Origin of the sequence: Nonomuraea sp. NPDC050733 (assembly GCF_040654215.1) — a bacterium.
Lineage (GTDB): Bacteria > Actinomycetota > Actinomycetes > Streptosporangiales > Streptosporangiaceae > Nonomuraea.
Genome location: NZ_JBFAHO010000014.1, coordinates 55,985 through 80,855 on the forward strand (window position 1 = coordinate 55,985; position 24,871 = coordinate 80,855).

Annotated in this window: 21 protein-coding genes; 13 read left to right on the forward strand and 8 right to left on the reverse strand. The window is 71.9% G+C overall.

From position 1 onward, the window contains the following. The first annotated feature begins 136 nt into the window (after positions 1 to 136). From AB0H64_RS22780 to AB0H64_RS22800, 5 genes are all read left to right on the forward strand, one after another. On the forward strand, positions 137 to 1,381 hold the full coding sequence (locus AB0H64_RS22780; protein WP_357627659.1) for an arginine deiminase: 1,245 nt from the start codon (positions 137 to 139) through the stop codon (positions 1,379 to 1,381). A 51-nt stretch (positions 1,382 to 1,432) separates the two neighbouring features. Then, the gene (arcC, locus tag AB0H64_RS22785) at positions 1,433 to 2,368 is read left to right on the forward strand and encodes a carbamate kinase (protein ID WP_357627661.1); all 936 of its coding nucleotides are present in this window, start codon (positions 1,433 to 1,435) and stop codon (positions 2,366 to 2,368) included. A 42-nt stretch (positions 2,369 to 2,410) separates the two neighbouring features. After that, positions 2,411 to 3,832 carry an amino acid permease gene (locus tag AB0H64_RS22790; protein ID WP_357627664.1) on the forward strand — a complete coding sequence of 474 codons (1,422 nt, stop codon included), beginning with the start codon at positions 2,411 to 2,413 and terminating at the stop codon, positions 3,830 to 3,832. After that, on the forward strand, positions 3,832 to 4,698 hold the full coding sequence (locus AB0H64_RS22795; RefSeq protein ID WP_357627667.1) for a universal stress protein: 867 nt from the start codon (positions 3,832 to 3,834) through the stop codon (positions 4,696 to 4,698). Before AB0H64_RS22790 ends, AB0H64_RS22795 begins: the two co-directional genes overlap by 1 nt. A gap of 303 nt (positions 4,699 to 5,001) precedes the next feature. Beyond that, entirely contained in the window at positions 5,002 to 5,496 is a 495-nt protein-coding gene (locus AB0H64_RS22800) for a transcriptional regulator (protein WP_026214021.1), read from the forward strand. 800 nt (positions 5,497 to 6,296) lie between these two features. Here AB0H64_RS22800 and AB0H64_RS22805 read toward each other — a convergent pair. The 3 genes from AB0H64_RS22805 to AB0H64_RS22815 form a co-directional block, all read right to left on the reverse strand. Then, positions 6,297 to 6,743: an SAV_6107 family HEPN domain-containing protein gene (locus tag AB0H64_RS22805; RefSeq protein WP_355447126.1), complete on the reverse strand. Its 447-nt coding sequence runs from the start codon at positions 6,741 to 6,743 to the stop codon at positions 6,297 to 6,299. A 362-nt stretch (positions 6,744 to 7,105) separates the two neighbouring features. After that, positions 7,106 to 7,300 carry a (4Fe-4S)-binding protein gene (locus AB0H64_RS22810; protein ID WP_357627670.1) on the reverse strand — a complete coding sequence of 65 codons (195 nt, stop codon included), beginning with the start codon at positions 7,298 to 7,300 and terminating at the stop codon, positions 7,106 to 7,108. A 10-nt stretch (positions 7,301 to 7,310) separates the two neighbouring features. After that, complete coding sequence (locus AB0H64_RS22815) at positions 7,311 to 8,507, reverse strand: cytochrome P450 (RefSeq protein ID WP_357627672.1); 1,197 nt, start codon at positions 8,505 to 8,507, stop codon at positions 7,311 to 7,313. 94 nt (positions 8,508 to 8,601) lie between these two features. Here AB0H64_RS22815 and AB0H64_RS22820 point away from each other — a divergent pair, with 94 nt between their 5' ends. From AB0H64_RS22820 to AB0H64_RS22830, 3 genes are all read left to right on the forward strand, one after another. Next, positions 8,602 to 9,207, forward strand: a complete 606-nt coding sequence (locus AB0H64_RS22820) for a helix-turn-helix domain-containing protein (protein WP_357627675.1) — start codon at positions 8,602 to 8,604, stop codon at positions 9,205 to 9,207. A gap of 171 nt (positions 9,208 to 9,378) precedes the next feature. Next, positions 9,379 to 10,545 (forward strand): ROK family transcriptional regulator, encoded by a 1,167-nt coding sequence (locus tag AB0H64_RS22825; protein ID WP_357627678.1) that lies wholly within the window; start codon positions 9,379 to 9,381, stop codon positions 10,543 to 10,545. A gap of 30 nt (positions 10,546 to 10,575) precedes the next feature. After that, entirely contained in the window at positions 10,576 to 12,348 is a 1,773-nt protein-coding gene (locus tag AB0H64_RS22830; protein ID WP_357627680.1) for a glycoside hydrolase family 36 protein, read from the forward strand. Here the strand turns inward: AB0H64_RS22830 and AB0H64_RS22835 are convergent. After that, the gene (locus AB0H64_RS22835) at positions 12,302 to 14,134 is read right to left on the reverse strand and encodes a hypothetical protein (RefSeq protein ID WP_357627683.1); all 1,833 of its coding nucleotides are present in this window, start codon (positions 14,132 to 14,134) and stop codon (positions 12,302 to 12,304) included. The genes AB0H64_RS22830 and AB0H64_RS22835 overlap by 47 nt on opposite strands. Before the next feature lie 100 nt (positions 14,135 to 14,234). Then, positions 14,235 to 15,128 carry a LysR family transcriptional regulator gene (locus AB0H64_RS22840; protein WP_357627686.1) on the reverse strand — a complete coding sequence of 298 codons (894 nt, stop codon included), beginning with the start codon at positions 15,126 to 15,128 and terminating at the stop codon, positions 14,235 to 14,237. A gap of 73 nt (positions 15,129 to 15,201) precedes the next feature. Here AB0H64_RS22840 and AB0H64_RS22845 point away from each other — a divergent pair, with 73 nt between their 5' ends. Next, on the forward strand, positions 15,202 to 15,606 hold the full coding sequence (locus tag AB0H64_RS22845) for a RidA family protein (RefSeq protein ID WP_357627689.1): 405 nt from the start codon (positions 15,202 to 15,204) through the stop codon (positions 15,604 to 15,606). A gap of 47 nt (positions 15,607 to 15,653) precedes the next feature. Here the strand turns inward: AB0H64_RS22845 and AB0H64_RS22850 are convergent, their stop codons facing one another. The 3 genes from AB0H64_RS22850 to AB0H64_RS22860 form a co-directional block, all read right to left on the reverse strand. Further along, positions 15,654 to 16,919: a hypothetical protein gene (locus AB0H64_RS22850; RefSeq protein ID WP_357627690.1), complete on the reverse strand. Its 1,266-nt coding sequence runs from the start codon at positions 16,917 to 16,919 to the stop codon at positions 15,654 to 15,656. Further along, positions 16,916 to 18,109, reverse strand: coding sequence for a CBM35 domain-containing protein (locus AB0H64_RS22855; RefSeq protein WP_357627692.1), 1,194 nt, complete (start codon positions 18,107 to 18,109; stop codon positions 16,916 to 16,918). The genes AB0H64_RS22850 and AB0H64_RS22855 overlap by 4 nt, the downstream gene beginning before the upstream one ends. Before the next feature lie 121 nt (positions 18,110 to 18,230). Continuing rightward, complete coding sequence (locus AB0H64_RS22860; protein WP_357627695.1) at positions 18,231 to 20,102, reverse strand: glycoside hydrolase family 97 catalytic domain-containing protein; 1,872 nt, start codon at positions 20,100 to 20,102, stop codon at positions 18,231 to 18,233. A 175-nt stretch (positions 20,103 to 20,277) separates the two neighbouring features. Between AB0H64_RS22860 and AB0H64_RS22865 the strand changes: the two genes are divergently transcribed. Genes AB0H64_RS22865 through AB0H64_RS22880 form a run of 4 tightly spaced genes read left to right on the forward strand, consistent with a single transcriptional unit; the run spans position 20,278 to position 24,869 of the window. Continuing rightward, complete coding sequence (locus tag AB0H64_RS22865) at positions 20,278 to 21,597, forward strand: alpha-L-fucosidase (protein WP_357627698.1); 1,320 nt, start codon at positions 20,278 to 20,280, stop codon at positions 21,595 to 21,597. Positions 21,598 to 21,616: 19 nt separating this feature from the next. Then, the gene (locus tag AB0H64_RS22870) at positions 21,617 to 23,041 is read left to right on the forward strand and encodes a sugar ABC transporter substrate-binding protein (RefSeq protein ID WP_357627700.1); all 1,425 of its coding nucleotides are present in this window, start codon (positions 21,617 to 21,619) and stop codon (positions 23,039 to 23,041) included. After that, on the forward strand, positions 23,038 to 23,958 hold the full coding sequence (locus tag AB0H64_RS22875) for a sugar ABC transporter permease (RefSeq protein WP_357627702.1): 921 nt from the start codon (positions 23,038 to 23,040) through the stop codon (positions 23,956 to 23,958). Before AB0H64_RS22870 ends, AB0H64_RS22875 begins: the two co-directional genes overlap by 4 nt. Positions 23,959 to 23,963: 5 nt before the next feature. Next, entirely contained in the window at positions 23,964 to 24,869 is a 906-nt protein-coding gene (locus tag AB0H64_RS22880; RefSeq protein ID WP_357627705.1) for a carbohydrate ABC transporter permease, read from the forward strand. The last annotated feature ends 2 nt before the right edge of the window (positions 24,870 to 24,871 follow it).

Consider the following 24,871-nt stretch of genomic DNA (forward strand, 5'->3'; position numbering starts at 1 on the left):
GGGAGATTCACCACCTTTCCCGCCTCACGGGACGGGTCTTAAAGGGTGTTGGTCGCACACACAGTACCAGGGGCTACCAGCCACAACGGGGGGACCCCGCCCGCGTGACACGCGCTCCTCGGGGGATAGACAGACAATGACGTTCCATGTCGATTCCGAGGTGGGCAGGCTCCGCCAGGTGCTGCTGCACAAGCCAGACCTGGCCCTCAAGCGGCTCACGCCCACCAACAAGGACGATTTCCTGTTCGACGACGTCCTGTGGGTGCAGCGGGCGATGGAGGAGCACGAGGAGTTCCAGCAGGCGCTGCGCCGCCGAGGCGTCGAGGTGCACATCCTGGCCGACCTGTTGCGGGAGACCGTCGAGATCCCCGAGGCCCGCAAGCACATCCTCGACGCGATCGTGGACGAGCGGTTCATGGGCCCGCTGGCGGTGGACGACGTGCGCAACACGCTCGACGCGATGGACTCCGAGATCCTGCAGACGTACCTGACGGGCGGCATCACCAAGCGGGAGCTGGCGGAGCTGGGCTGCGACCCCAAGTCGGTGGCCTACCACGCGCTGCCCGACGACGGCTTCGTCCTGCCCCCGCTGCCCAACCACCTGTTCACCCGCGACACCTCCTGCTGGGTGTACGACGGCGTCTCCATCAACGCGATGCGCAAGAAGGCCCGCATGCGCGAGACCGTGAACATGGAGGCCGTCTACCAGTTCCATCCCACGTTCGCCGACGGTTTCGGCAAGCCGCAGAAGGGCGGCTTCCACGTCTGGCTGCCCGGCCACGCGATCGCGCCGGCCACGCTGGAGGGCGGGGACGTGCTCGTCATCGGCCGCGGCGCCGTGCTCGTCGGGATGAGCGAGCGCACCCGGCCGCAGGCCGTCGAGATGTTCGCGCAGCGGCTGTTCCAGGCCGGGTCGGTGCACACGATCGTGGCGCTCGACATGCCGAAGGCGCGCGCCTTCATGCACCTCGACACCGTCATGACCATGGTGGACGTGGGCGTGTTCACCAAGTACGCCGGGCTCGGCATGCTGCCGTCGTACACGATCGAGCCGGGCGACACCGAGAAGGAGCTGAAGGTCACCGACCATCCGCCCGAGGACATGCACCGCGCCATCGGCCGCGCGCTCGGCCTCGACGACATCAAGGTGCTCACGCCCACGCAGGACGTCTACGCCGCCGAGCGCGAGCAGTGGGACGACGGCTGCAACGCGCTGGCCGTCGAGCCCGGCGTGGTCATCGCCTACGAGCGCAACACCACGACCAACAACTTCCTGCGCGACAACGGCATCGAGGTCGTCACGATCCGCGGCAGCGAGCTCGGCCGGGGCCGCGGCGGCCCCCGCTGCATGAGCTGCCCGATCGAGCGCGACGGCATCTGAGCAGCATCTGAGAAGCACGGCATCTGAGCAGGACGGCAGGGGAGGGATCGGATGCGGGTCATCGTCGCGCTGGGCGGCAACGCGGTGCTCCAGCGGCAGCAGCAGCCGGACGCGCACACGCAGGTCGCCAACGTGGCCTCGTCCGTGCGGACGCTGGCCAAGCTGGCCGAGCGGCACGAGCTGGTCATCACGCACGGGAACGGCCCCCAGATCGGCCTGCTCGCCCTGGAGAGCGCCGCCGACCACCATTTGACCAGGCCGTACCCCTTCGACGCGCTCGGCGCGCAGACCCAGGGCATGATCGGTTACTGGATGCTGCAGGCCCTGCAGAACGCGCTGCCCGGCCGCCAGGTCCTCGCCATGGTCACGCAGACGCTGGTGTCGGCGGTCGACCCGGCCTTCGACGACCCGACCAAGTTCGTCGGCCAGGTCTACGACCGCGAGGAGGCGGGGAAGCTGGCCGCCGAGTACGGCTGGACCGTCAAGCAGGACGGCGACTACTGGCGGCGCGTCGTCCCCTCGCCCACGCCGCAGCGCGTCGTGGAGACCCGGCTCATCCGCCGGCTGCTGCGCGAGGAGGTCGTCGTGATCTGCGCGGGCGGCGGCGGCGTGCCGGTCATCCGCGACGAGCACGGCCGGCTGTCGGGCGTCGAGGCCGTCATCGACAAGGACGCGACCGCCTCGATGCTGGCCGAGGCGCTCGAGTGCGACGCGTTCCTCATCCTCACCGACGTGCCGCGCGTCATGCGCGGCTTCGGCACCCCCGGGCAGAGCGAGATCGGCCACACCACCCCCCATGAGCTGCGCGCCCTCGACTTCCCGGCCGGCTCCATGGGGCCGAAGGTCGAGGCCGTGTGCAGGTTCGTCGAGACGACGGGCGACATGGCCGCCATCGGCCGGCTCGACCAGGCGGAGCAGATCCTGGAGGGCTCCGCGGGCACCATCGTCACGCCCAACGCCCGCTGGCCCCTGACGAGCACGCTCTAGGCGCGGCTCCAGGCCCGGCTCCACGTCCGAAGGAGGTTCCCGGTGACACTGGCCCAACGGCTCTTCCGCACCAAGCCGACCGCGCAGATCGTCGCGGAGGGCGGCCGGGGCGAGGGCGGCGAGCTGCGCCGCACCATGTCCCTGTGGCAGCTCACGCTCTTCAGCGTCGGCGCCACGCTCGGCACGGGCATCTTCGTCATCCTCGGCCAGGCCGTGCCCAAGGCCGGTCCGGCGGTGGTGCTGTCGTTCGTGCTCGCCGCCGTGACCGCCCTGTTCTCGGCGCTGTCGTACGCCGAACTCGCCGGGACCATCCCGGTGTCCGGCTCGTCCTACTCCTACGCGTACGCGACGCTGGGCGAGCTGATCGCCTGGGTGTGCGGCTGGTGCCTCATGCTGGAGTACGCCGTCTCGGTGGCGGCGGTGGCCGTCGGCTGGGGGCAGTACCTCAACTCGTTCCTGCACGGCCTGTTCGGGTGGGAGCTGCCCGCCGCGATCATCGGCTCGCCCGGCCAGGACGGCGGCGTCATCAACCTGCCCGCCATCCTCATCGTCCTGCTGGCCACCTGGGTGCTGCTGTACGGGGCCTCCGAGAGCGCCACGGCCAACGCCGTGTTCGTCATCATCAAGGTCATCGTGCTGGCGTTCTTCTGCGTGGTGGCGTTCTCGGCGTTCCAGGCGCAGAACTTCACGCCGTTCGCGCCGCTGGGCGTGGCCGGCATCACCGCCGCCGCCTCTCAGGTGTTCTTCTCCTACATCGGCTTCGACGCCGCCTCCACGGCCGGCGAGGAGGCCAAGAACCCCAGGCGCGACCTGCCGCTGGCGATCATCTTTTCGCTGGTCATCGTGACCGTCCTGTACGTGCTCGTCGCCACCGCCGCGGTGGGCGCCATGCCGTGGACCCAGTTCGACCCGGAGAGCACCGAGGCGAGCCTGGCGCAGGTGGCCAACCTCGCCACCGGCTCCACCTGGGCCGGGATCATCATCTCCTTCGGCGCGGTCATCGCGATCGCCAGCGTCGTGCTGACCGTCATCTACGGCCAGACCCGCATCCTGTTCGCCATGTCCCGCGACGGGCTCATCCCCCACGTGTTCCAGAAGGTCAACCCGCGCCACCAGGTGCCGGTCGCCAACACACTGATCGTCGCGGCGTTCATCTCGGTGCTCGCCGGGTTGGTCCCGCTCGGGCAGCTCGCGGAGGCCACCAGCATCGGCACGCTGTTCGCGTTCCTCATCGTGAACGTCGGCGTCCTCGTCCTCCGCTACCGCAGCCCCGAGCTGCCCCGCAGCTTCCGCACGCCGTTCTTCCCGGTCACGCCGGTGCTCGGGGCGATCTTCTGCGCCATCGTGATGGCCGGGCTCGCGGGCATCACGTGGATCGCCTTCGGGCTGTGGATGCTGGTCGGCCTGGCCGGATACTTCCTGTACGGCTTCCGCAAGTCGCGGCTGAACGCCGAGGTGGTCTGATGCGGTTCGACAACATTCTCGCCGGAGCCATTCCCGAGCCGAGGGGCCGCGACGGGATCGTCCTGGCCGCGCTCCTGGCCAAGCAGGCCGGGGCCCGCCTCACGGTGGCGACCGTGCAGCCGCCGGCCTGGACCACGCCCGGACCGGCGCGGGCGGAGGAGACCGCCTGGCGCGCCTACCTGGAGGAGCAGGCCGAGAGCACGCTCACCCAGGCCCGGCAGATCGCGGGCGACGACGCCGACTACGTGATCCACATGCACAAGGGCAGCGGACGCGGGCTGGTGGAGCTGGCCCGCAGGCGCGGGGCCGACGTCGTCGTGATCGGCTCGGCGCCGGGCGGCGGCAAGGGCCGCATCGAGATCGGCAGCACCGCCGACCAGCTCCTCCACTCCTCCTCTGTGCCGGTGCTGCTGGCCCCGCGCGGCTTCGCGGACGAGCCGCCGGGCGCCTTCGAGCGCATCACGGTCGCCTACCGGCGCGGCCCGTCCGCCGACGCGGCGGTCGTCTCGGCCGCCCGGGCGGCGGCCGCTCTGGAGGTGCCGCTGCGGCTGGTGACGCTGGTCGTCAGCAGCGGCAGGCGGGTCGAGATCGAGGAGCGGATGCTGGAACGGCTGCGCGACCAGACGGCGGCCGACCTCAGGGCGGCGGCCCGGGGCCACCGGCGGCGGCTGGAGGTGGAGGTCGAGGTGCTGGAGGGACGGAACGTGGCCCAGGCGCTCGCCACCACGTCGTGGGTGGGCGGGGAGCTGCTCCTGTGCGCGTCGAGCACGGGCGGCCCGCTGCGCCGGGTCTTCCTCGGCGACACCTCAGTCAAGATCGTCCGGGCGGCCACGTGCCCTGTGATGATCCTCACTCGACAGCCGTGAAACGGAAAACTCGTACTCGACAAATCGTGACGAAGTACCGTTATTGCCGGGACAACTGGGACTAATGTGGCGTAGCCTCCCGGATCGGATTCGGCATCTTTTTTCCAATCAGCTTGACCTTAGGCGTCCTCCCCTTTACCGTCACTGTGCGTAACCACACCTCGCGGCGTTTTGGGGGTAAACCCAAGGCCATGGCTACCGATGGTGCCGGATTCGGCACCAGACCCCCGGTGGCTTCGGCGTTCACCGTGAGGGAGCACAATCTACTGATAGCGATACATACGAGAGCCGGGGGGCCACACGATGCCGTCTGAGTACGCAAAGTCGCTGGGTGCACGACTGCGCGCCATCCGCACCCAGCAGGGTCTGTCCCTGCACGGGGTCGAGGAGAAGTCGCGTGGCAGGTGGAAGGCCGTGGTCGTGGGCTCGTACGAGCGTGGCGACCGCGCGGTCACGGTGCAGAAGCTTGCCGAGCTTGCCGACTTCTACGGGGTGCCCGTCTCCGAGCTCCTGCCGGGCGGTGCCGCGCCCAGCCCGCTCGGGCCGACCCCGAAGCTTGTGATCGACCTGGAGCGGCTGGCCACGCTGCCCAAGGAGAAGGCCGGAGCGCTCGCCCGCTACGCCGCCACCATCCAGAGCCAGCGCGGCGACTACAACGGCAAGGTGCTGTCGATCCGCCAGGAGGATCTGCGCTCCCTGGCCGTCATCTATGACAAGTCGCCCAGCGAGCTGACGGAGGAGCTCATCAGCTGGGGCGTCCTCGACGCGGAGGCCCGCCGGGCGGTCGAGTCGTTCTGACCCGCCCGGGCCGGGGCCCGGCCCCACCGGCACCCGGCCCCACCGGCTTCCGCCCGACCGGCTCCCGCCCGATCGGCACATGCCTGGCCGGCTCCCGCTCGGTCGGCTCGCTCCCGTCCCGGCCGCTTCGCCGGGGGCGATGTTCTCACCTGAGGGGCGCGCACCGCACTGCGCGCCCCTCAGGCATGTCCGGGCCCCGTTGTGACGTACGGCTTGCGTGCGCTTCGGGGATTGCCTGCGTTTCTGGGCGTGCCAGTGGGCTTGCCTGCGGTTCCGAGCGTGCCCGTGGGGCTGTGAGTACTCGGGCGCGCACTGGGATGCTGCGTGCGACGGGAGGCCGCGTGCGGGCTGCTTGCGCTTCTGGCGCGCCCGTGAGGGGCCCCGGCGCTTCCGGGCGTGCACGTGGGGCTGCGTGCGCCTGGAGGCCGCGTGCCTGTGCGGGATGGGCGCCACATATGAAGGCCCCGGATGTGACAGGGCGAGGCGAATCGCGCCGCGAGGGGGCGTCGGCTCGCCGTCGGACCGGGACGCTGGGCGCGGGCGTGCCCGGCCCCGTGAGACTGGCCGGTGCGAATCCACCTGAACGGTGCCGGTGAGCCTGGCCGGCGCCAACTCAGCCTGAACGGTGCCAGTGAGCCTGAACGCGCACGTGGGCGTGCCTGGTGACGCGCGGGGAGGCGCCCCGGTGGGGTTGCCAGTTGGCCGGTAGGGCGGGGCGCGGCCGATGGAAGCCCGTGGAGCCCGGTCGCGAGGGCGCTAGAAGAGGGTCGGGCCCTGGGGTGGTGGGGTGCGGCGGCGGGTCACCCGGCCAAAGGAACGTCGACGGGCAACTGGGGTTGGGTAGGGACCCCCAGGATCTCCTCCACTCGCGTCACAAAGGTGTCGGCCTCGGACAACAGCTCGTCGGCGTCGGCCGCGGAGACGCCGCGGACCATGCCGGCCTCGGCGGCGGCGCGCTTGGCGGCGCTCACCTCGAAGTAGGCGGCCCACTCGGCGAGCTCGGGCTCCGCCTCGGGCAGCAGCTCCCACGCGCTGCGCAGGCGGCGCCTGCGGCCCTCCATCGGCCGGGGCCGGGCGGCCAGGATCGCGGCGGCCGCTCGGAGCGCCGCCAGGTGTGCCGCCACATATCGGGATGCCGGGGTGCGCGCGACCGTCGCCTCCGCCAGGCAGGAACGGGAATCCGTCAGGTGCGCCCGAACGGCGGGCGACAGCCTGGGACCCTGCGGGTCTCTAGACCGTGGTGCCATGTGCACGCCTCCTTGGGGTCGTGGGCGGCTGCCGGCGTCACCACCGGTGAAGCCAGAATCGCAGGCGCCACCGACAATTCCGCCGGGCGAGCCGGACGAGAAGCTTCCCCTCTCCCCGTCCGGCCAGGACGCGCCCCGACTCGTCTCCGCCGACGACGAGGACACGCCCTTCGCCCGTGGAGCCTGACCGCGGGTCCCGCTTGGGGGAAGCGTGGCCCGCGACCAGGTCCTCCGACGTGAGCCGCGAGCCTCACGTCACTACGTCGAACATAAATTCGATCACGCTCGGTGTCAACCCGTTTCAGAACACAGGTTCGATCGGCATGACGAAAAGGGGCTCCGGACGCACCCCTCGCGGGGCGTCAGGACGTGACCGACAGCGCCCCCGACGGGCACAGGGTCACCGCGCGCCTGACCGCCTCCTCCAGCTCCTCGGGTGGAGCCGTCTCCAGGAGGACCACCGTGCCGTCCTCGTCGCTCTGGTCGAAGACCTGGGGCACCGTGAGCGCGCACATGCCCGCCCCGATGCACACCGTCGTGTCTGCCTTGATCTCCATGATGATCTCCCTACCACGTGACGGGGAGGCGGTGCACCCCGTAGATGCTCATGTCCGTCCGCATCGGCACCTCCTCCGGCGGCACGGCCAGGCGCAGACCTGGGAAGCGGCGCAGCAGCGCCGGGTAGCCGATGCGCATCTCGATCCGGGCGAGCTGCTGCCCGAGGCACTGGTGGATGCCGTGCCCGAAGGTCAGATGGCCGCCGGCGGGCCGAGTCACGTCGAGCGTATCGCCGCCGGGGAAGCGGGCGGCGTCGCGATTGGCGACCGGCAGGCACAGGGCGACCGCCTGGCCCTTCGCGATGACGGCGCCCTCCACCTCGACGTCCTCCAGCGCGGTGCGGATCGGGCCGACATGGATGATCGTGAGGTAGCGCAGCAGCTCCTCGACGCCGTTGTCCACCACGGAGGGGTCGTCGCGCATCGCGGCGAGCTGGTCGGGGTTGCGCAGCAGCGCGTACGTGCCGAGCCCGAGCATGTTGGCGGTCGTCTCGTGCCCCGCCACGAGCAGCAGGAACGCGACGCCGGTCAGCTCGTCGTCGGCCAGCTCCCCGCCCTGGGCGAGGCCGCTGATCAGGTCGTCGCGCGGCTCGGCGCGCCGGCGCCGGACGAGCTCGCCGAGGTAGGACGTCATGCTGGCCATGGCGTCCATGACCTCCGCCGCCCCGCTCTCCAGCGCGAGCAGCGCTCTCGAGTCGCGCTGGAAGCGCTCCCTGTCCTCGTACGGCACGCCGAGCAGCTCGCAGATCACCAGCGACGGGATGGGCAGCGCGAACTGCTCCACCAGGTCGGCAGGCTTGCCCACGGCCTCCATGGCGTCGAGGCGGGCGTGGGTGATCTCCTCGATGCGGGGTTCGAGCTGCTTCATCCGGCGGACGGTGAACTGGCCGGTGAGCAGCTTGCGGTAGCGCGTGTGCTCGGGCGCGTCCATGCGCAGGAAGAACCCGGGCGGCACGAACGCGTTCTCCCGCAGTTCCTTGGCGACGGCCGCGCGGGCCGGGAGGGTGGGGTGGATGTGCTCGGGCCGGTTGCCGAAGCGGGGGTCGGCGAGGATGGCGCGCACGGCGGTGTAGCCGGTGGCCAGCCAGCCCTCGTGCCCGTCGGCGAACGTCAGGGGGTGGAGAGGCGCCTCCCCGCCCAGCTCGGCGAGGAGGTCGGGAGGGTCGAAGGGGCGTTCGCGGTCGGTGGACATGGTCAGCTCGGACATCTGTGGGCTCCTTTCGAGTCACCCTCCACAAAACATCAACGAATGCAAACTTTCAACGGATGAAAAACTAAAATGCGTGCAGTACAGTTCCGCCATGGCGGGAATCCGGGAGCGCAAGAAGCAGCGCACGCGCCGGGCGCTGATCGAGGCCGCGCTCCGGCTGTTCGCCGAGAAGGGCTACGAGGAGACCACGCTCGCGGAGATCGCGGCGGAGGCCGACGTGTCGACGCGCACGTTCTTCAGCTACTTCGCGAGCAAGGAAGACGTGATCTTCCACGACATGGAGAGCCGCATGGAGCGCACGACCGCGGCCGTGCGGGACCGGGCGCCGGACGAGCCGCTGCCCGACCTGCTGACGCGGATCGCGCGGGACGCCCTGGCCCACGCCGCCGGGGACGAGAACTACGCCGTGGAGGAGACGCCGCTGCGGATCCGGCTCATGATGACGGTCCCGGCCCTCCAGGCGCGCGCCCTCCACCTGCTCTACACCAGCCAGCTCCAGCTGGCGCGGGCGCTCCACGAGTCCTACCGCGGGCGGCTGAGCCCGGTGGAGGCGGCCGCGGCGGTGGGCGCGTTCGCGGGCGCGGCCAAGCTGGCGGTCATGGCCAGCGTCGAGCGGGGCGAGTCCATGGACCAGGCGCTGGATGCGGCCATGGTCGCCACCGAGATCACCCTCCGCGGCCTGCGCTCGCTGGGCTGACATCCCCGCCCAGGCGCGTGCCGGACGGTGGCGTGGAGCCGCCGGCGAACGTGCCGCGCCGGATCGTGGCGCGCGGCACCGTGACACCCGCGTCCGGGGACGTGGCGCAGGCGGACAAGGGGCGGATGCCGCCGCTTGACAATTCCTTTCCTAACGAAGTTAATTTGCGTCATGCTCGCACCGCTCACCACCCCCGCGTCGGCCACCGTGTTCACCATGGTCCTCACGCAGGGGCCGGTGTCCCGCGTGGAGATCGCCCGGCGGACCGGCCTGTCGTCCGCCGCGGTCACCAAGGCCGCCCGCCCGTTCATCGAGGCGGGCTACCTGGAGGAGCTCCAGGCGACCGAGCGGCCCGGCCCCGGCGCGGGGCGGCCGGCAAGCCCGCTGGCCATCAGGCCCGACCGGCAGTTCTTCGCCGGTGTGAAGATCACCGACGACGAGCTCATCGGCGTGGTCACCGACCTGCGCGCCCAGGTCCTGGAGTCGGCCCACCGGCCCCTGCGCACGGCCTCCGCCGAGGAGGTGGCGGCCGAGATCGCCGCGCTGGTGTCCGAGCTGCTCGACGCCCGCCCCGCCTACCGGGAGCGGTGCCACGCGCTCGGCCTGGCCGTGTCCGGCGACGTCGACAAGGCCCGCGGCGTGGTGCGCTACTCGCCGTTCCTCACCTGGCGCCAGGTGCCGCTGGCCCGGATGACCGCCGAGGCCACCGGCCTGACCGTGACCGTCGAGAACGACGTCAAGTCGCTCACCGTGGCCGAGCAGTGGTTCGGCGAGGGCATCGGGGCGTCGTCGTTCGCGCTGGTCACGGTGGGGGCCGGCATAGGGTGCGGGCTGGTGGTCAACGACCGCGTGGTGGCCGGGTCGCACGGCGTCGCGGGTGAGATCGGCCACGTGCCGGTCGGCGGTGACGAGCCCGCGTGCCACTGCGGCGGGCGGGGCTGCGTCGAGGCCATCGCCGGGACCGCGCCCATCCTGGCGGCCGTCAGGTCCGCGACCGGCGACGCCGCGCTCACCGTCGACGGCGCGATCGAGCTGGCCCACGCCGGCGACCCCGTGGCGCGCGAGGTGTTCGCCCGCGCCGGGCACGCCATCGGCCTGGCCGTGGCCGCCATGGCCAACCTCGTCGGCCCCGAGCGGATCATCGTGACCGGCGACGTGCAGGGGCTGGCGGCCTACGACCTGTTCGAGGAGCAGATCCGGCGGGGCTTCACCGAGCAGGCGTTCGGCGCCGCCGCCGAGTGCCGGCTCGTCCTGCGGCCCCGCCCGTTCGAGCAGTGGGCCCGCGGCGCGGCCGCCGTCGCCATCCAGTCGCTCTTCACCCTCCAGGGCCAGCCGTGACACAGGACCAGCCGTGACGCAGGAGGAACCGTGACCCTGGCCCCCGGCATCTGGCAGCCCCACGACGAGGCGTTCGCGCCGATCCGCGAGGAACGTGTGCCGACCGGCCTGACCGCCGCCGGCGGCGCCGAGATCGTGCTGGACGCCATGGCCGCCGCCTCGCTCTCGTGGACCGTCGTCCCGGGGCCGACGGGCGTGGCCGAGATCACGGTCGTGCCCGACCGGCCGGCGCCCGTACGGGTCGGCTGGCGGTTGCCGTGCGTGGACGTGACCGCGTTCTGGGCGGCCGACGGGGGCGAGCACCCGGGGCTGCCGCCGTTCTGGCGCCGGCCGCGCACCGCCGCGCTGGAGCGGAACGCGCCCGTCGGCTGCCTGGTCGGCGCCGGCGACGTGTCGGTGTGCACGTACGCGGCCGGCGAGGTCGTCAAGCCGGTGCGCACGCGCACCGGCGTCGTGGAGGAGACCGGGGAGTTCGGGTTCTGGGTCGAGCACGACGCCTCGCCGGACGCGGGCGTGGTGCTGCGGCTGGACGTCAGCGGGCGGCACTTCGCCCGCACGCTCGCGGACGTCGCCGCCTGGTGGGGCGCCGGCCGCGTCGCGCCCGTGCCCCGGGCGGCGCGCATGCCCGCCTACTCCACCTGGTACGCCATGCAGCAGCACGTGGACGCCGAAGGGGTGGAGCGGCAGGCCGCCGCCTCCGCCGCGCTGGGCTGCGAGGCGGTCATCGTGGACGACGGCTGGCACAGCGACGACCGGGGCCGCGGCTACGGGTACGCCGGCGAGTGGGAGCCGTCGCCCGCCGCGTTCCCCGACTTCGCGCGGCACGTCGCCCGGGTGCGGGACTCCGGGCAGGCGTACCTGCTGTGGTACGCGCTGCCGTTCGTGGGGCGGCGCACCGCGCTGTGGGAGCGGGTCCAGCCGTACACGCTGGCCTACAAGGAGCACATGGACGCGGCCGTCGTCGACCCGCGCCACCCGTACGTGCGCGAGCTGCTGGCCGGGCACCTGACCCGGGCGGTCGAGGAGTGGGGCGTCGACGGGCTGAAGATCGACTTCATCGACCAGTTCGCCGTGGAGGACCCGCCCGAGCCGGCGCCGGGCGCCGACTGCGCGACGGTCAACGAAGGGGTGCGCAGGCTGCTGGCCATGCTGCCGCGCGACTGCCTCGTGGAGCTGCGCCAACCGTACGTGAGCCCGGGACTGTGGCCGTACGCGACGATGGTGCGCGCCTCCGACTGCCCGCTCAGCCCCGCCCACAACCGGCAGCGCACCGTGGACCTGAGGCTGATCGCCGGGCCGCTGGCCGTCCACGCGGACATGATGATGTGGCACCCGTCGGAGTCGCCGGAGCGGGTCGCGGCGCAGCTCGTCAACACGCTGTTCGCGGTGCCGCAGATCTCCGTGGACCTCACGGCGCAGACGCCGGAGCAGCTCGACGTGCTGCGCTTCTGGCTCGGGTTCGTCAGGCGGCACGCGGACGTGCTGCAGGAGGGCTCGTTCGAGCCGGCCCGGCCGGACCTGATGTATCCGCAGGTCACGGCGCGGGGCGACGGCGTGGTCGTCACCGCCCGCTACGCGCCGCTGCCCGTGGAGGTGCCGGAGAGGGGCACGCTGCTGCTGGCCAACGCGGACGACTCGCCCGACGTGCTGCTCCGCGTGACGGACGCCGGGGGCGCGGCGGGCGCCGTGGTGCGGGACTGCCGGGGGCGCGTGGTGAGCGAGCGGACGGTGGAGCTGGCGGCCGGGACGCACGAGCTCACGGTGCCCACGGGCGGGCTCCTGACGCTGACCCGCCCGGACTGACGCCCCGTGGGCAGCCGGGGCCGGACCAGCTCGTCCAGCCCTGGCGTGTCCCGCCCAGGCCCGTGGCGGTCCAGCCTTCCGGAGGGGCGCCCGCGTCGGGGGGCACCACGGCCGTGCAGGCGCCGGCGGGCGGGTCCTGGCGGGCTCCGTCGTACGACTCCAGCCGGGTCCACCACACCCGGTACGTCAGGGGCACCCAGACGTTCCACTGCACCCGGCTGTCCAGGGCCACCCTGCCGGGAGGCGGCGGCGCGGGCAGCCAGTCGGGGCCGGCGGGCGGCGCGGCCCGGGGGGCGAGGCCGGCGGCGAAGGCGACGTTCACGGCGGCCAGCACGACCACGAGCGGCGCCGTCCGCCACCGCCCCCGGACCCGGCCACCGGCGCACAGCGCGGCAAGGACCAGGCATGCCAGCAGGCCCAGGGCCGCCGCCGAGGCCCGCGCCATGTCGAGGGAGTCCCAGGTACGGCTGAGGAACGAGACCTCCGGGAAGTCGAACGCGATGAACGCGTACCGCCGGAGACGGTCACCCGCGTACCAGGCCGCCACTCCCCCGCTCACGGCCATGAGCGCGGCGGCCGCGCCCGCGTGCACCGCCACCACCCGGCCGGCCCGCACCCCCGGCACGGTGCGGCGGCGGGCGGCGGCGCGGACCGTCCGCGCCAGGACGGCCAGGCCTGCCAGCGTCCACACCACCGCGACGCACGCCAGGTACCGGCCGTAGGCGTAGTTGCCCACCCGGTGCTCGTCCGGCAGCGCCGCCGAGGACGCGTACGCCACTCCCAGGGTGGCCGCCAGCAGCGTGCCCGCCAGGACGCGGCGGGCGGGCGGGCCGCCCCGCCCTAACAGGTGGAAGACCGCCGCGGCCAGGCCGAGGCCCGCCAGGCCCCAGGTGCCGACGATCAGGTACCAGAGCTGGCCGGCGGCCCCCGAGAGCGCCCACGCCTGGCCGTCGAGGGTGGTGAGACGCGACAGCAGCAGGTGGGACAGGTCCCGGGCGCCCCCCGGGTACACCGCCGAGGCCAGCCTGCCGTTGAGCGCCGCCCCCGCCGCCGCGACCAGCCCGGCGGCGCCCCACGCGACGAGCCCGGCCCGCGGCGCGAGCCGCCTGCCCCCTCCCGCGGGCCGGCGGATCACCAGCAGCGCCGCCACCGTCAGGACGTACACGGCCAGGATCACCGCCCCCCGCAGGTGCACCGCCGTCGCGAACCCCGCCAGCGCGCCCGCCACCACCCCGCCCCGGAGGGAGCCGGTGCGCGCCAGGTCGTGCGTGGCCAGCAGCCAGCCCAGCACCAGGGTGGGCAGCACCGCGTCCGCCAGCGCCAGCCCCGAGAACAGCAGCAGCGCCGGAGACAGCCCCGCCACGAACGCCAGCGCCACCGCCTCCGGTCGCCCGAGCGCCAGCCGCCGCAGCACCAGGTACGCCAGCGGGAACGCCGTGGCCGCCGCCATCGAGCCGATCGCGGCCACCAGCCGGTAGACCATGACGGGATCGGAGGTCAGCCAGTACGCGGGCACGAGCAGCAGCGGGTAGCCGCCCTGGTAGAACGTCGAATGCGAGAAGTCCGCCCCGGGGCCGCCGGCGAGCCAGCGGGCCGCGACCAGGTAGCCCGTCTCGTCGGGGTTGGCGACGGGGCCGGTGTGGTAGCGGAACAGCCACAGCCGCAGCAGCACCTGCACCGCCCAGCCGCCCGCCAGCGCCCACGCCGGCCACCTGCTCCGTCGCCTGGCCGCCCTCCTGACGGCCGGCGAGATGCGTTCGGTACGTGCGACGGACGTGGACAGCATGATCTCCCCCTGCTCGGAGCGCGGGGTTTCCCGGGCTCAGAGCAGGGAGTTCAGCAAAAGCCCGCTAACCGGGCCGTCACCTGATCTGGTTATACGGGCGTTATGCCTGGGCCCGGGCCGTGTGGAGGAAGCGGGCCAGCAGCGGGTTCGGGTCGTCGCGGCGGTGGCAGGCGGCGACCGTCGTGCGCGCCCCGCCCGGACTGATCCCCCGGTACGTGACGCCCGCGAGCCGGATCCCCCGGACGCTCGCCGGGGCGAGCGACACCCCCAGGCCGGCGCCCACGAGCGCGCAGACCGTCTGCCACTCCACCGCGCGCTGCCCGGCCCGCGGCTCGAAGCCCGCCGCACGGCACAGCCCCGTGATCCGGTCGTGGACCGTGGGCGCCGCCTCGCGCGGCAGCAGCACGAACGGCTCGTCCGCCAGCGCCGCCACCGGCACGGCTCGCCGGGCGGCCAGGGGATGCCCGGACGGCAGCACCGCCACGAACCCCTCCGACAGGATCGGCTCGGCCACCAGGCCGTCCGCCTCGGGCGGCTCGCGCAGCAGCCCCACGTCGAGCGAGCCGTCGCGCAGGGCCGCCACCTGCGGCGCCGTGGTCATCTCGCGGATCTCCACCTCCACGCCCGGATGCCCGTCGCGGTACGCCCGCAGGATGCGCGGCAGCACGGTGAGCGCGAGGGAGGCCGCGAAGCCGATCCGGAGGCGGCCCGTCTCTCCCCTGCCGGCGCGGCGGGCCGCGTCCAGGCCGCCGGCGATCTCGCCGAGGGCGCGCCGGGCGGACGGCAGCAGCTCGTGCCCGGCGGGCGTCAGCGTGACGCCGCCGGGCCCCCGGTCGAACAGCGCATGACCGACCCTGCGCTCCAGCCGCCGGATCTGCTGGCTGAGCGGCGGCTGCGCGATGCCGAGCCGTTCGGCCGCCCGACCGAAGTGCAGCTCCTCGGCCAGCACGGCGAAGGCGTGGAGCTGGTGCAGCGCGAGCTCGGGCCGGTCCATACGCGCAGGGATATCACATCATACAAGAAGTCGTCTTGGACGTATCTCCGCTGGTGGCCTACGGTTCTCAGACGTGACAGAGCGACGCGCGATCATGAGTGGGTCCGTCTTCGAGGAGCGCATCGGGTACGCCCGCGCGGTGGTGGACGGCGACCGGGTGCACGTGTCCGGCACCACCGGGTTCGACTACGCGGCCATGACCATCTCCGAGGACGTGGTGGAGCAGGCGCGGCAGTGCCTGCGCAACATCGGGGCGGCGCTGGCCGAGGCGGGCTGCACGTTCGCCGACGTCGTGCGGGTGCGTTACCTGCTGCCGGAGCGCGAGGACTTCGAGCCGTGCTGGCCGGTCCTGCGGGAGTGCTTCGGCGAGGTGCGGCCGGCCGCGACCATGCTCGTCTGCGGGCTGGCCGACCCGCGCATGCGCATCGAGATCGAGGTGGACGCCCGGCTCCCCGTACGACTCGGGGCGACGGGCTAGGTCACGGCCCGCGCCGGGCGGACGCGGTGGCGCGGGCCGTGACCGTCCTACCTGATGACGATCTTGTCGAGCTCGGGGGCGCGGGCGGTGTGGTGGAAGAACCGGATGGTGTTCACCCCGGCCACCAGGGTCACCGGCACCGTCGTGGTGGTGACCGTGTCCTTGGCGCCGGTCATCGGCACCTCGAACGAGTCGGCCCCGTTGACGCTGACCCGGAACGACTGGGAGCCGTCCACCAGCGCGTGCACCGTCATCTGCCGGACCCCGGCCGTGTCGGCCAGCACCCCCTTGACCACGGCGTAGTCGTAGATGTTGCCGCCGATGAGCAGCACCTTGCGCCCGCCGGAGCAGACGGCGCAGTAGGCGGGCTCGGCCGCGCCCTCCCAGACGTTGCCGGGCCGCTCGGCCTCGTACGCGCCGGGGCTCCGGTCGGGGGCCGGCAGGGTGACCGGCGGCGTCGCCGGGCCGAGCTGCCACGCCTTCAGGTCGCGCACCAGCAGGTACGTCTCCTGCAGTCCGGCGCTCTTGATGCTGCGGTAGATCCCCCACTTGGGCCGCCCGTACTGCTCCCGGGTCCACCACAGGTCGATGCCGTCGGCCCGCTGGTCGGCGACCGTCCGCCGGCCGTCCTGGAGCACCCAGCGCAGGTAGCCCTGGTGGCCGGCCTTGAGCTCCAGCGTGGTGGTGATCCACCGGTTCTGGAGGGGCTCCAGGTCGGCCGAGGCGACCTCGTGGGCCTGGTCGTCCCGGGTCCAGTAGCGGGCCTGGATCTTCTGCACGCCGTTCACGACGGGCAGCGAGATCTGCGCCACCGGGGTGCCCACGTCGGAGAACTTGAGCTGCCAGATGTGGCTGAAGCTCGTGGTCGCGTCGAGGGTGTCCGGGATGTACATCTGATAGGTGATCCGCCAGACCTCGTCCTCGCGGATCTCCAGCGGCCGGCCGTCGTGGTCGCGCATGCCGCGCATCTCGTTGCGCATGCGGTCGGAGCCGTCGCGGTCCTCCAGGTGCGAGTCGAAGCGCCAGGCGTCGCGCTGCACGTAGACGTGCGGCTGACCTTCGGGGTGGGAGCCGCGCCGGTCGTCCTCCAGCGCCTCGAACGCCTTGAGGCCGTCCCGGGACGGGCTGGGACTCCAGCGCTGCTCCCAGCGCTGGGGCCGGGCGGTCCCGGTCCCAGTCCTGGTATCGGCCTCGGTCGAGACCGTGGGAGAGGAAGAGGGAGAGGGGGCGGCCGCGGCCGCCGGGGTGGCCGCCGCGATCAACGCGATCGCGGACAGAACCCCGGCCAGCCGCAGGCCGTGTCGCTTTGTCACTGAAGGGTCACCTTGTCGAGGTCGGGCGCGCTGGCGCTGTCGTTGGTGAAGCGGATGGTGTTGGCCCCCGCGGCGAGCTGGACGGGGATCGTCGCCGTCACGGGGGTGGACCAGCTCGTGCCGGTCAGCGAGAGGGTGACGGGCGAGCCGCCGTTGACGCTGACCTGGAAGCTGCGGGTGCCGTCGACCAGGCCGTGGACGGTCAGCTGCCGGGTGCCGGCGGAGGCGGCCCGGGCGTTGATGGTCACGTGGTTGCCGGAGCCGGCGCCGAGCCGGCCCACCTTGGTGCCGCCGGAGCAGCCGGAGCAGGAGGTGGAGCGGGCGGTGCCGGCCATCGTGCCCTGCTCGGCCTCGTACGAGCCGGCGGAGGAGCCGCCGTCGTCGCCGGTGAGCTGGTGGGCCTGGAGGCGCCGGACCAGCAGATAGGTGTTCTGCAGGCCGGAGCTGTTGATGCTGCGGTAGATCCCCCACTTGGGCCGCAGGTACTCGTCGTCGCCGCGCCACAGGTCGGTGTCGTCCAGGCGCTTGTCGACGAGCGTGGTGGACCCGTCCTTGAGGGTCCAGCGCAGGTAGCCGTCGTCGGAGGCCTTGAACTCGAAGGTGGTGTCCAGCCACTTGCCCTGGATCGGGTTCAGGTTCGTGTTGCCGACCTCGTGGGTCTGCTCCGACTCGTCCCAGTAACGGACGTTGATCTTGGGGGTGCCACCCGAGACGGGCAGCGACATCGTGTAGAGCGGCGCCCCGGACCCGGGCACCTTCATCTGCGCGATGTGGGTGAAGCCGGTCGTGGCGTCCAGCGAGGTGGGGATGTACAGCTGGTAGCTGATCCGCCAGGTCTGGTTCTCCAGGATCTTCAGGTACGAGCTGCCGCCGGTGCGCATGCCCTTGGCCTCGTTGCGCTGGCGGTCGTCGCCGTCGCGGTCCTGGGTGTGCATGTCGAAGCGGTAGGAGTCGCCCGAGGTGTAGATGTGGGTGACGCCGGGGTGCGAGCCGGAGCGGTCGTCCTCCAGGCCCTCGAAGGCCTCGGAGGGGCTGTCGCCCGGCGCGGTGGGGCTCCAGCGGAGCGTCCACACGGGGGCCGCCGCGGCTGCGGTGCCGGCTGCGGTGGCGGACGCGGTGGCGGGGGCGGTGGGTAGGGCCGCGCAGGTCAGGGCGAGCACGGCGAGCGCACCGGTGAAGCGCTTGATCATGAGATCTCCCACGGCGGTGAGGGGTGGCCGGCCCGGCGGGACCGGGCCGGTGGTACCGGTGGTTCGGCGGGGCGTCCCGGAGGAGCCGGCGGGTCGCCGGGGCGGCCCCGCGGTCGGGCGCCTAACGGCGCAGGCGGACGGTGAATCCCCCGTTGCGCGCGACCGGCAGGTCGAGCTTGCCCCCGGCGGTGACGGTCACGGTCTCGGTGACGATCCGGTCGTCCGGCGGCTCCGGCCGGACGCCCTGGTCGCCGGGCGCGTCGCGCCAGATCTCGGCCGTCCACTCCCCCTGTCTCCCGGCGGTCTGCCCCCCGGCGGTCTGGTCCCCGACGGTCTGCTCCCCGGCGGTCTCGTCCCCGGCGGTCTCGTCCCCGGCGGTCTCGTCCCCGGCGGTCTCGTCCAGGAAGGTGAGCGGCACGGTGATCGTGCGTGGTTCGCCGGCGGTGCCCGCGCCGACGTACCACTCCGCTCCGCTGCGGCGGGCGAGCACCACGTGGTCGGCGGGGTCGCCGCTGACCAGCCGGGTCTCGTCCCACGCGACGGGCACCTCCGACAGCAGGCGCAGGGCCTCGGGCCGCCGCCGGTAGGAGTCGATGCCGTCGGCGAAGTGCTGGACCCCCGACTCGAAGATCACCGACAGCGCCAGCTCGAACCCGGCGGAGATGTCGCGGACCGCGGTGAACGTGCAGGGCGTGAAGTCCATGGGTCCCTGCACGTTGCGGGTGAACGCGAGCGACAGGTAGTGGGTGGCCGGGTAGAGCGGCCGCTTGCCGGGCTTGGGCTTGATCCACTCGGCGCCCTTGACGGCCTCGGCGGTCATGAACTGCGGCCAGGTGCGCTCGGTGCCGCGCGGGATCGTACCCCCGTGGAAGACGACCATGAGCCGCAGCCGGGCGGTGGCGGCGAGGATGGAGTCGAACCAGCGCATCCGGTCCTGCCCGTCGGACTCGGTGAAGTCGATCTTCACACCGACGGCGCCCCACTCCTTCCAGAGGGCGAGCTTCTCGCGGTGCTCCAGCTCGGTGTCGACGTGCTGCCAGTGCGACCAGAGCCAGACACCGACGTTCCGGTCCCGGGCGTACGCGATGAGCTCGGGCATCCAGTCCTTGTGCCAGCCGGCGTCGGCCAGCACGTACGGCCAGCCGTTCTCGGCGGCGAAGTCCACCCAGCGGCGCTGCTCCTCCGGGTCGCGCGTGGAGGGCGGGTCGGACCACCACGACCAGGCGGCGGCGCCGGGCCTGATCCAGGAGGTGTCCTCGATCCGGGAGGGCGCGGCGAGGCTGGTGACGAGGTCGCTCTCGACGACGGCGGCGAGGTCGCCGACGACCATGGCGCGCCACGGGGTGACGAGCGGGCTGGCGGCGGTGACGTACGGGTCGGGCAGGTCGAGCCGGTAGGCGCGGCCGTCGAAGCGCAGCCGCGAGCCGGCGTAACCGCTGTCGAGATCGGACTCGGTGAGCAGCAGCCACGTGCCGTCCACCTGGAACAGCGACGGGTAGCCGTAGAGGATCCGCTCGGCCTCCCCCGCGGTGGTGTGGCGGTGGATCTCCTCGTAGTCACTGCGCCCGTTCTCGTAGGGCAGCAGGACGGCCCGCGCGTGCGCCGGCACGACGTACTCGGAGATCTCCTCGCACACGGTCACCGGCCCGCTCCACGGCACCGCGTACCGGTAGGCGACACCACCGCCCCCGATGCGCACCAGCAGGTCGAGCCGCTCGCCCGCCCTGGTGAACGTCAGCGTCCAATCCCGGGCGGCGTAGTGGTGCGCGCGCCGCTTGCCGGTCACCGTGGTGTACGACTCCTCGACCCGCCGCGCCGTCAGCCCGCCGAACAGCAGGCCCTCGGTGAGGTCGGCGTGGGCGGCCCGCAGGCCGAGCCGGGACGGCTCCACCACGACGCGCCCGGCGTGGCGGACCTCCAGCGTCAGCTCGCCGGCGGCGGACAGCGCCACCGCCACCTCGATGTCGTCGTCCTTGAGCGTCCACTTCGGCACTAGGCCCTCCGCAAAGAGATAGGAGGAGTGAGCGACGCTCGCCCTCGGCCCGCCAGGCCGGTCGTGACACCCGAGCTTCGGCCCACGGCGCTCCTCACAGTGGGCCTGAGCTTAGGTTGCAAGCGCTTTCGATTCAATTCTTGACGAAGTTAATTACCAGGTCTACGGTACGGCCATGCCCCACGGACTCGGCGAAGACGACCCCTCCAACCCGGCCAGTCATCGGACCTCTCCCGCTCGGTTGGCCGAGTTCCGGGAGCAACGGTTCGGGTTGTTCATCCATTGGGGGCTGTACGCGCTCGCCGCCCGCCACGAGTGGGTCAAGCAGCGCGAGCGCCTCACCGACGAGCAGTACCAGCGCTACTTCGACCATTTCGACCCCGACCTGTTCGACCCGGACGCCTGGGCCGACGCCGCCGCCGGGGCGGGGATGAGGTACATGGTGCTGACGACCAAGCACCACGACGGCTTCTGCCTGTGGCCCTCGGCGCTCACGGACTACTCGGTGGCGGGCACGCCGTACGGCAGGGACCTCGTCGGCCCGATCGTCGACGCCTTCCGGGGCCGCGGGCTCGGGGTGGGCTTCTACCACTCGCTCATCGACTGGCACCACCCCCAGTTCCCGATCGACGGCATCCATCCTTCATGGTCCGAAGATGTGTCCAACGCCGACCGAAATATCGAGGAATATCAGGCCTATTTGCATGGCCAGGTCGAAGAGCTGCTGACCCGCTACGGCCGCATCGACACGATGTGGTTCGACTTCTCGTACGCCAAGAGAGTGGTGAACGGCAGGCCCACCCCCGGCGGCAAGGGCGCGGCCGACTGGAGGTCCGAGGAGCTGGCCGCGCTCGTCCGCAAGCTCCAGCCCGACATCCTGATCAACGACCGGCTGGAGATCCCCGGCGACTTCACCACGCCGGAGCAGTACCAGCCGACCGCGCCCCCCGCGCAGGTGTGGGAGGCGTGCCAGACGCTCAACGGCAGCTGGGGCTACGACCGGGACAACCTCGACCACAAGCCCGTCGACCTGCTCGTGCGCATGCTCGTCGACACCGTCTCCAAGGACGGCAACCTGCTGCTCAACGTCGGCCCGAACGGGCGCGGCGCGTTCGACCCGCGCTCGCTGGAGACGCTGCGCGGCATCGGGGAGTGGACGCGGCTGCACGGCCGCTCCCTCTACGGCGCCGGCCCCAGCACGTTCGAGGCGCCGCCGGACTGCCGGTACACCCAGCGCGGCGACCGGCTCTACGTGCACCTGTTCGCCTGGCCGTACCGGCACCTGCACCTGCCGGGGCTGGCCGGGCCGGACGGCCCCCGCGTGCGCTACGCGCAGCTCCTCCACGACGCCTCGGAGATCCGGACCCTGATCCCGGACCCGGCGCGGGACAGCGGGCACACCAGGCTGGGCGCGCTGCCGCCCGGCACCCTGACCCTGCAGCTCCCGGTCCAGCGCCCGGACGTGGCGGTGCCGGTGATCGAGCTCTTCCTCTGAAAGGCCCACCCCCATGGAGATGAACCGTCGCCAGCTGCTGTCCCTCGCGGTGGCGGCAGCGGCCGTGCCCGTGCTCTCCGCCTGCGCGGGCGACACGCGGCAGCAGCGGCAGGCCGCCGCACCGACGAAGTCGGGTGTGCCCACGCTGGACCCGGACCGCCCCGGCAACGACACCTGGCCGTACGAGGAGGCCGAGCAGCTCAACAACTCGCTGACCTGGCCGAAGACGGACGTCCCCGACCCGGCGTCCAAGGTGACCATCACGGTCGCCATCACCGCGGACGTCATCGCCGAGGTGCGCAACGCCCAGTTCGACTTCTTCTTCAACAAGCGGCACCCGAACATCGAGATCAAGCGTGAGACCTCGCCGTTCGACGCCTACCTCACCAAGTACATGGCGCAGGCGGCCGGCGGCTCCATGCCGGACGTCATCTACACGCACTACAGCTGGGCGCAGAACTTCATCGCCAACGACGTCTTCGAGCCGCTCGACCCCTACATCGCCAGGACGCCCGCGTTCGACAAGGACGACCTGCCGGTCAAGGCGCTCGGCTTCTACGAGCGCGACGGCAAGCTGTACGGCCTGCCCACCGACATGGCCCCCAAGCTCCTCTACTTCAACAAGGACATCTTCGACAAGGCCGGTGAGAAGTACCCGGACGAGTCGTGGACGGTCGAGAAGATGATGGAGGTGGCGCGCAAGCTCACCAGCGGCACCGGCGCCGAGAAGATCTACGGCCTCACCCCGATGCTGTTGCCCGAGCCGGACATCACGCCGCGCTGCCTGGCCCAGTACGGCGGGCGCTTCCTCAACGAGGACGAATCGGCCTGCCTGATCGCCGAGCCGGCCGCCCAGAAGGTCATGGGCATGTGGCTGGACCTGCTCAAGGACAAGGCCGTGCCCAGCCTCGCCGAGCTGAACCAGGTGCTGGAGAAGGTCGAGCCGTTCAAGGTGGGCCACGCCGCGATGTCCATCAACGGCGCCTGGAGCCTGACCGAGCTGGCCAAGCAGAAGGCGTTCCGGTGGGGCGCGGTGCCCATCCCGAAGGGCCCCAACGGCCGCTTCACCCCGGTCATCGGCAGCGCCCTCGCGATGTACGCCAAGTCGCAGCAGAAGGACGCCGCCTGGATCTACCTCAACGAGTACCTGTCGGCCACCGGCCAGCAGTTCCGCCGCATCAGCGCTCCCGCCCGTCAGTCGGCCTGGGAGCCGAACGCCGAGGCGCTCGGCATCCCCAAGGACGTCGTCGAGGTCGTCAAGAACGCCATGAAGGAGTACGGCACCAGCGACGGCGTGCTCAAGCTGCCCGCCAACAAGAAGATCGTCGAGACGGCCAAGCCCATCTGGGAGCGCGTCATGATCGGCAAGACGGACCTGGCGAGCGGACTCAAGGAGATCACCGAGAAGGTCACTCCGCTGCTGGCGGAGAACAAGATCGCATGAGTGCCGTCGCCGCCCGGCGCTCGCGGCGCGCCCGCTCCTCCCTGGCGCGCCGCGAGGCACGGCGCTTCCACCTGTTCGTCTCGCCCTGGCTGATCGGCTTCGTGCTGTTCGGCGGCGGGCCGATCATCGCCTCGATCGCGATCAGCTTCACCGACTGGAACCTGCTGAGCAGCCCCACCTGGGCGGGCCTGGCCAACTACCGGAAGATGGCCGCCGACCCGGAGTTCTGGGACGCCGTCGGCAACACCTTCTACTACGGCGTGGGCGCCGTGTCGCTCGGCGTGCTGTTCACCTTCGGGCTGGCGCTGCTGCTCAACCAGCCGCTGCGGTTCCAGGGCCTGTTCCGGACCGTGATGTACCTGCCGTCGGTGGTGTCGGGGGTGGCCACGGCCCTGCTGTGGCTGAACATCCTGCACCCCGACTACGGGCTGATCAACAAACTGCTCGCCCTGGTCGGCGTCGAGGGCCCGCCGTGGCTCGGCTCCACCGAGTGGGCCATGCCGGCGCTGATCCTCATGAGCGTCTGGGGAGCGGGCAACACCATCGTCATCTACCTGGCCGGCCTCCAGGGCATCCCGACCACGCTGTACGAGGCCGCCGAGATCGACGGCGCCGGCTGGTGGCGGAGGTTCTGGAGCGTCACCGTGCCGATGATGTCGCCGGTCATCTTCTTCAACGTCGTCACGGGCTTCATCGCCAGCATCCAGGCGTACACGCTGATCCTCATCATGACCGAGGGCGGCCCCGCCAACGCGACCATGGTGCTCGGCCTCTACATCTACCGGCAGGCGTTCGTGTTCTTCGACATGGGGTACGCCGCCGCGTTGTCGTGGGCGATGTTCCTCATCGTCATCGTGGTCACCCTCATCCAGTTCGGGCTGGCCCGGCGCTGGGTCCACTACGAGTTCGCCGGGTGAGGCCCATGCACACCACTGTCGAGCACCCCACGGCCCGGCGCCGCGCCGCCGGGCGGCCCATGACGGCCCAGCAGGCCGAGCGGATCAGGCGTACCCGGCGCGCGGGCGCGTACGTGCTGCTCGTCGCCGCCACCGGCGTGTTCCTGCTGCCGTTCCTGTGGATGGTCACGACGTCCCTGAAGTCGGACGCGGCGAACCTGGCGTTCCCGCCGCAGTTCCTGCCCGACGCCTTCAACTGGGACAACTACCTCAAGGGCTGGACCGGCAGCCTGCCGTTCACCCGGTTCCTCGTCAACAGCGTCGTCGTCACGGCCCTGTCGATGGCCGGCAACCTGATCTCCTGCGTCCTTCCCGCCTACGCCTTCGCCCGGATGCGGGCGCGGCTGGGGTCGTTCCTGTTCGCGCTCATGCTGGGCACGATGATGATCCCGCGGGAGATCACGCTCGTGCCGAAGTACATCCTGTTCGCCAAGCTGGGCTGGGTGGACACGTACCTGCCGCTGATCGTGCCCGAGTTCTTCGGCGTGGCCCTGTACATCTTCCTGCTGCGCCAGTTCTTCACCACGATCCCGCAGGAGCTCATCGACGCGGCCCGCATCGACGGCGCGGGCGAGTGGCGCATCCTGTGGAAGGTCATGCTGCCGCTGTCGAAGCCGGCGCTGGCCGCCATCATGCTGTTCTCGTTCGTCGGGAACTGGAACCAGTACCTTGAGTCGGTGATCTACCTGCGGACCACCGAGAAGTTCACCATCCCGCTGGGACTGGCGATGTTCTCGGGGCAGTACGCCACGCAGTACAACCAGATGATGGCGGTGGCGATCGTCGCGATGCTGCCCATCGTCGTCCTGTTCTTCGTCGCTCAGAAGACGTTCATCAGGGGCGTCACGCTGACCGGCATCGCGGGAAGGTGAGT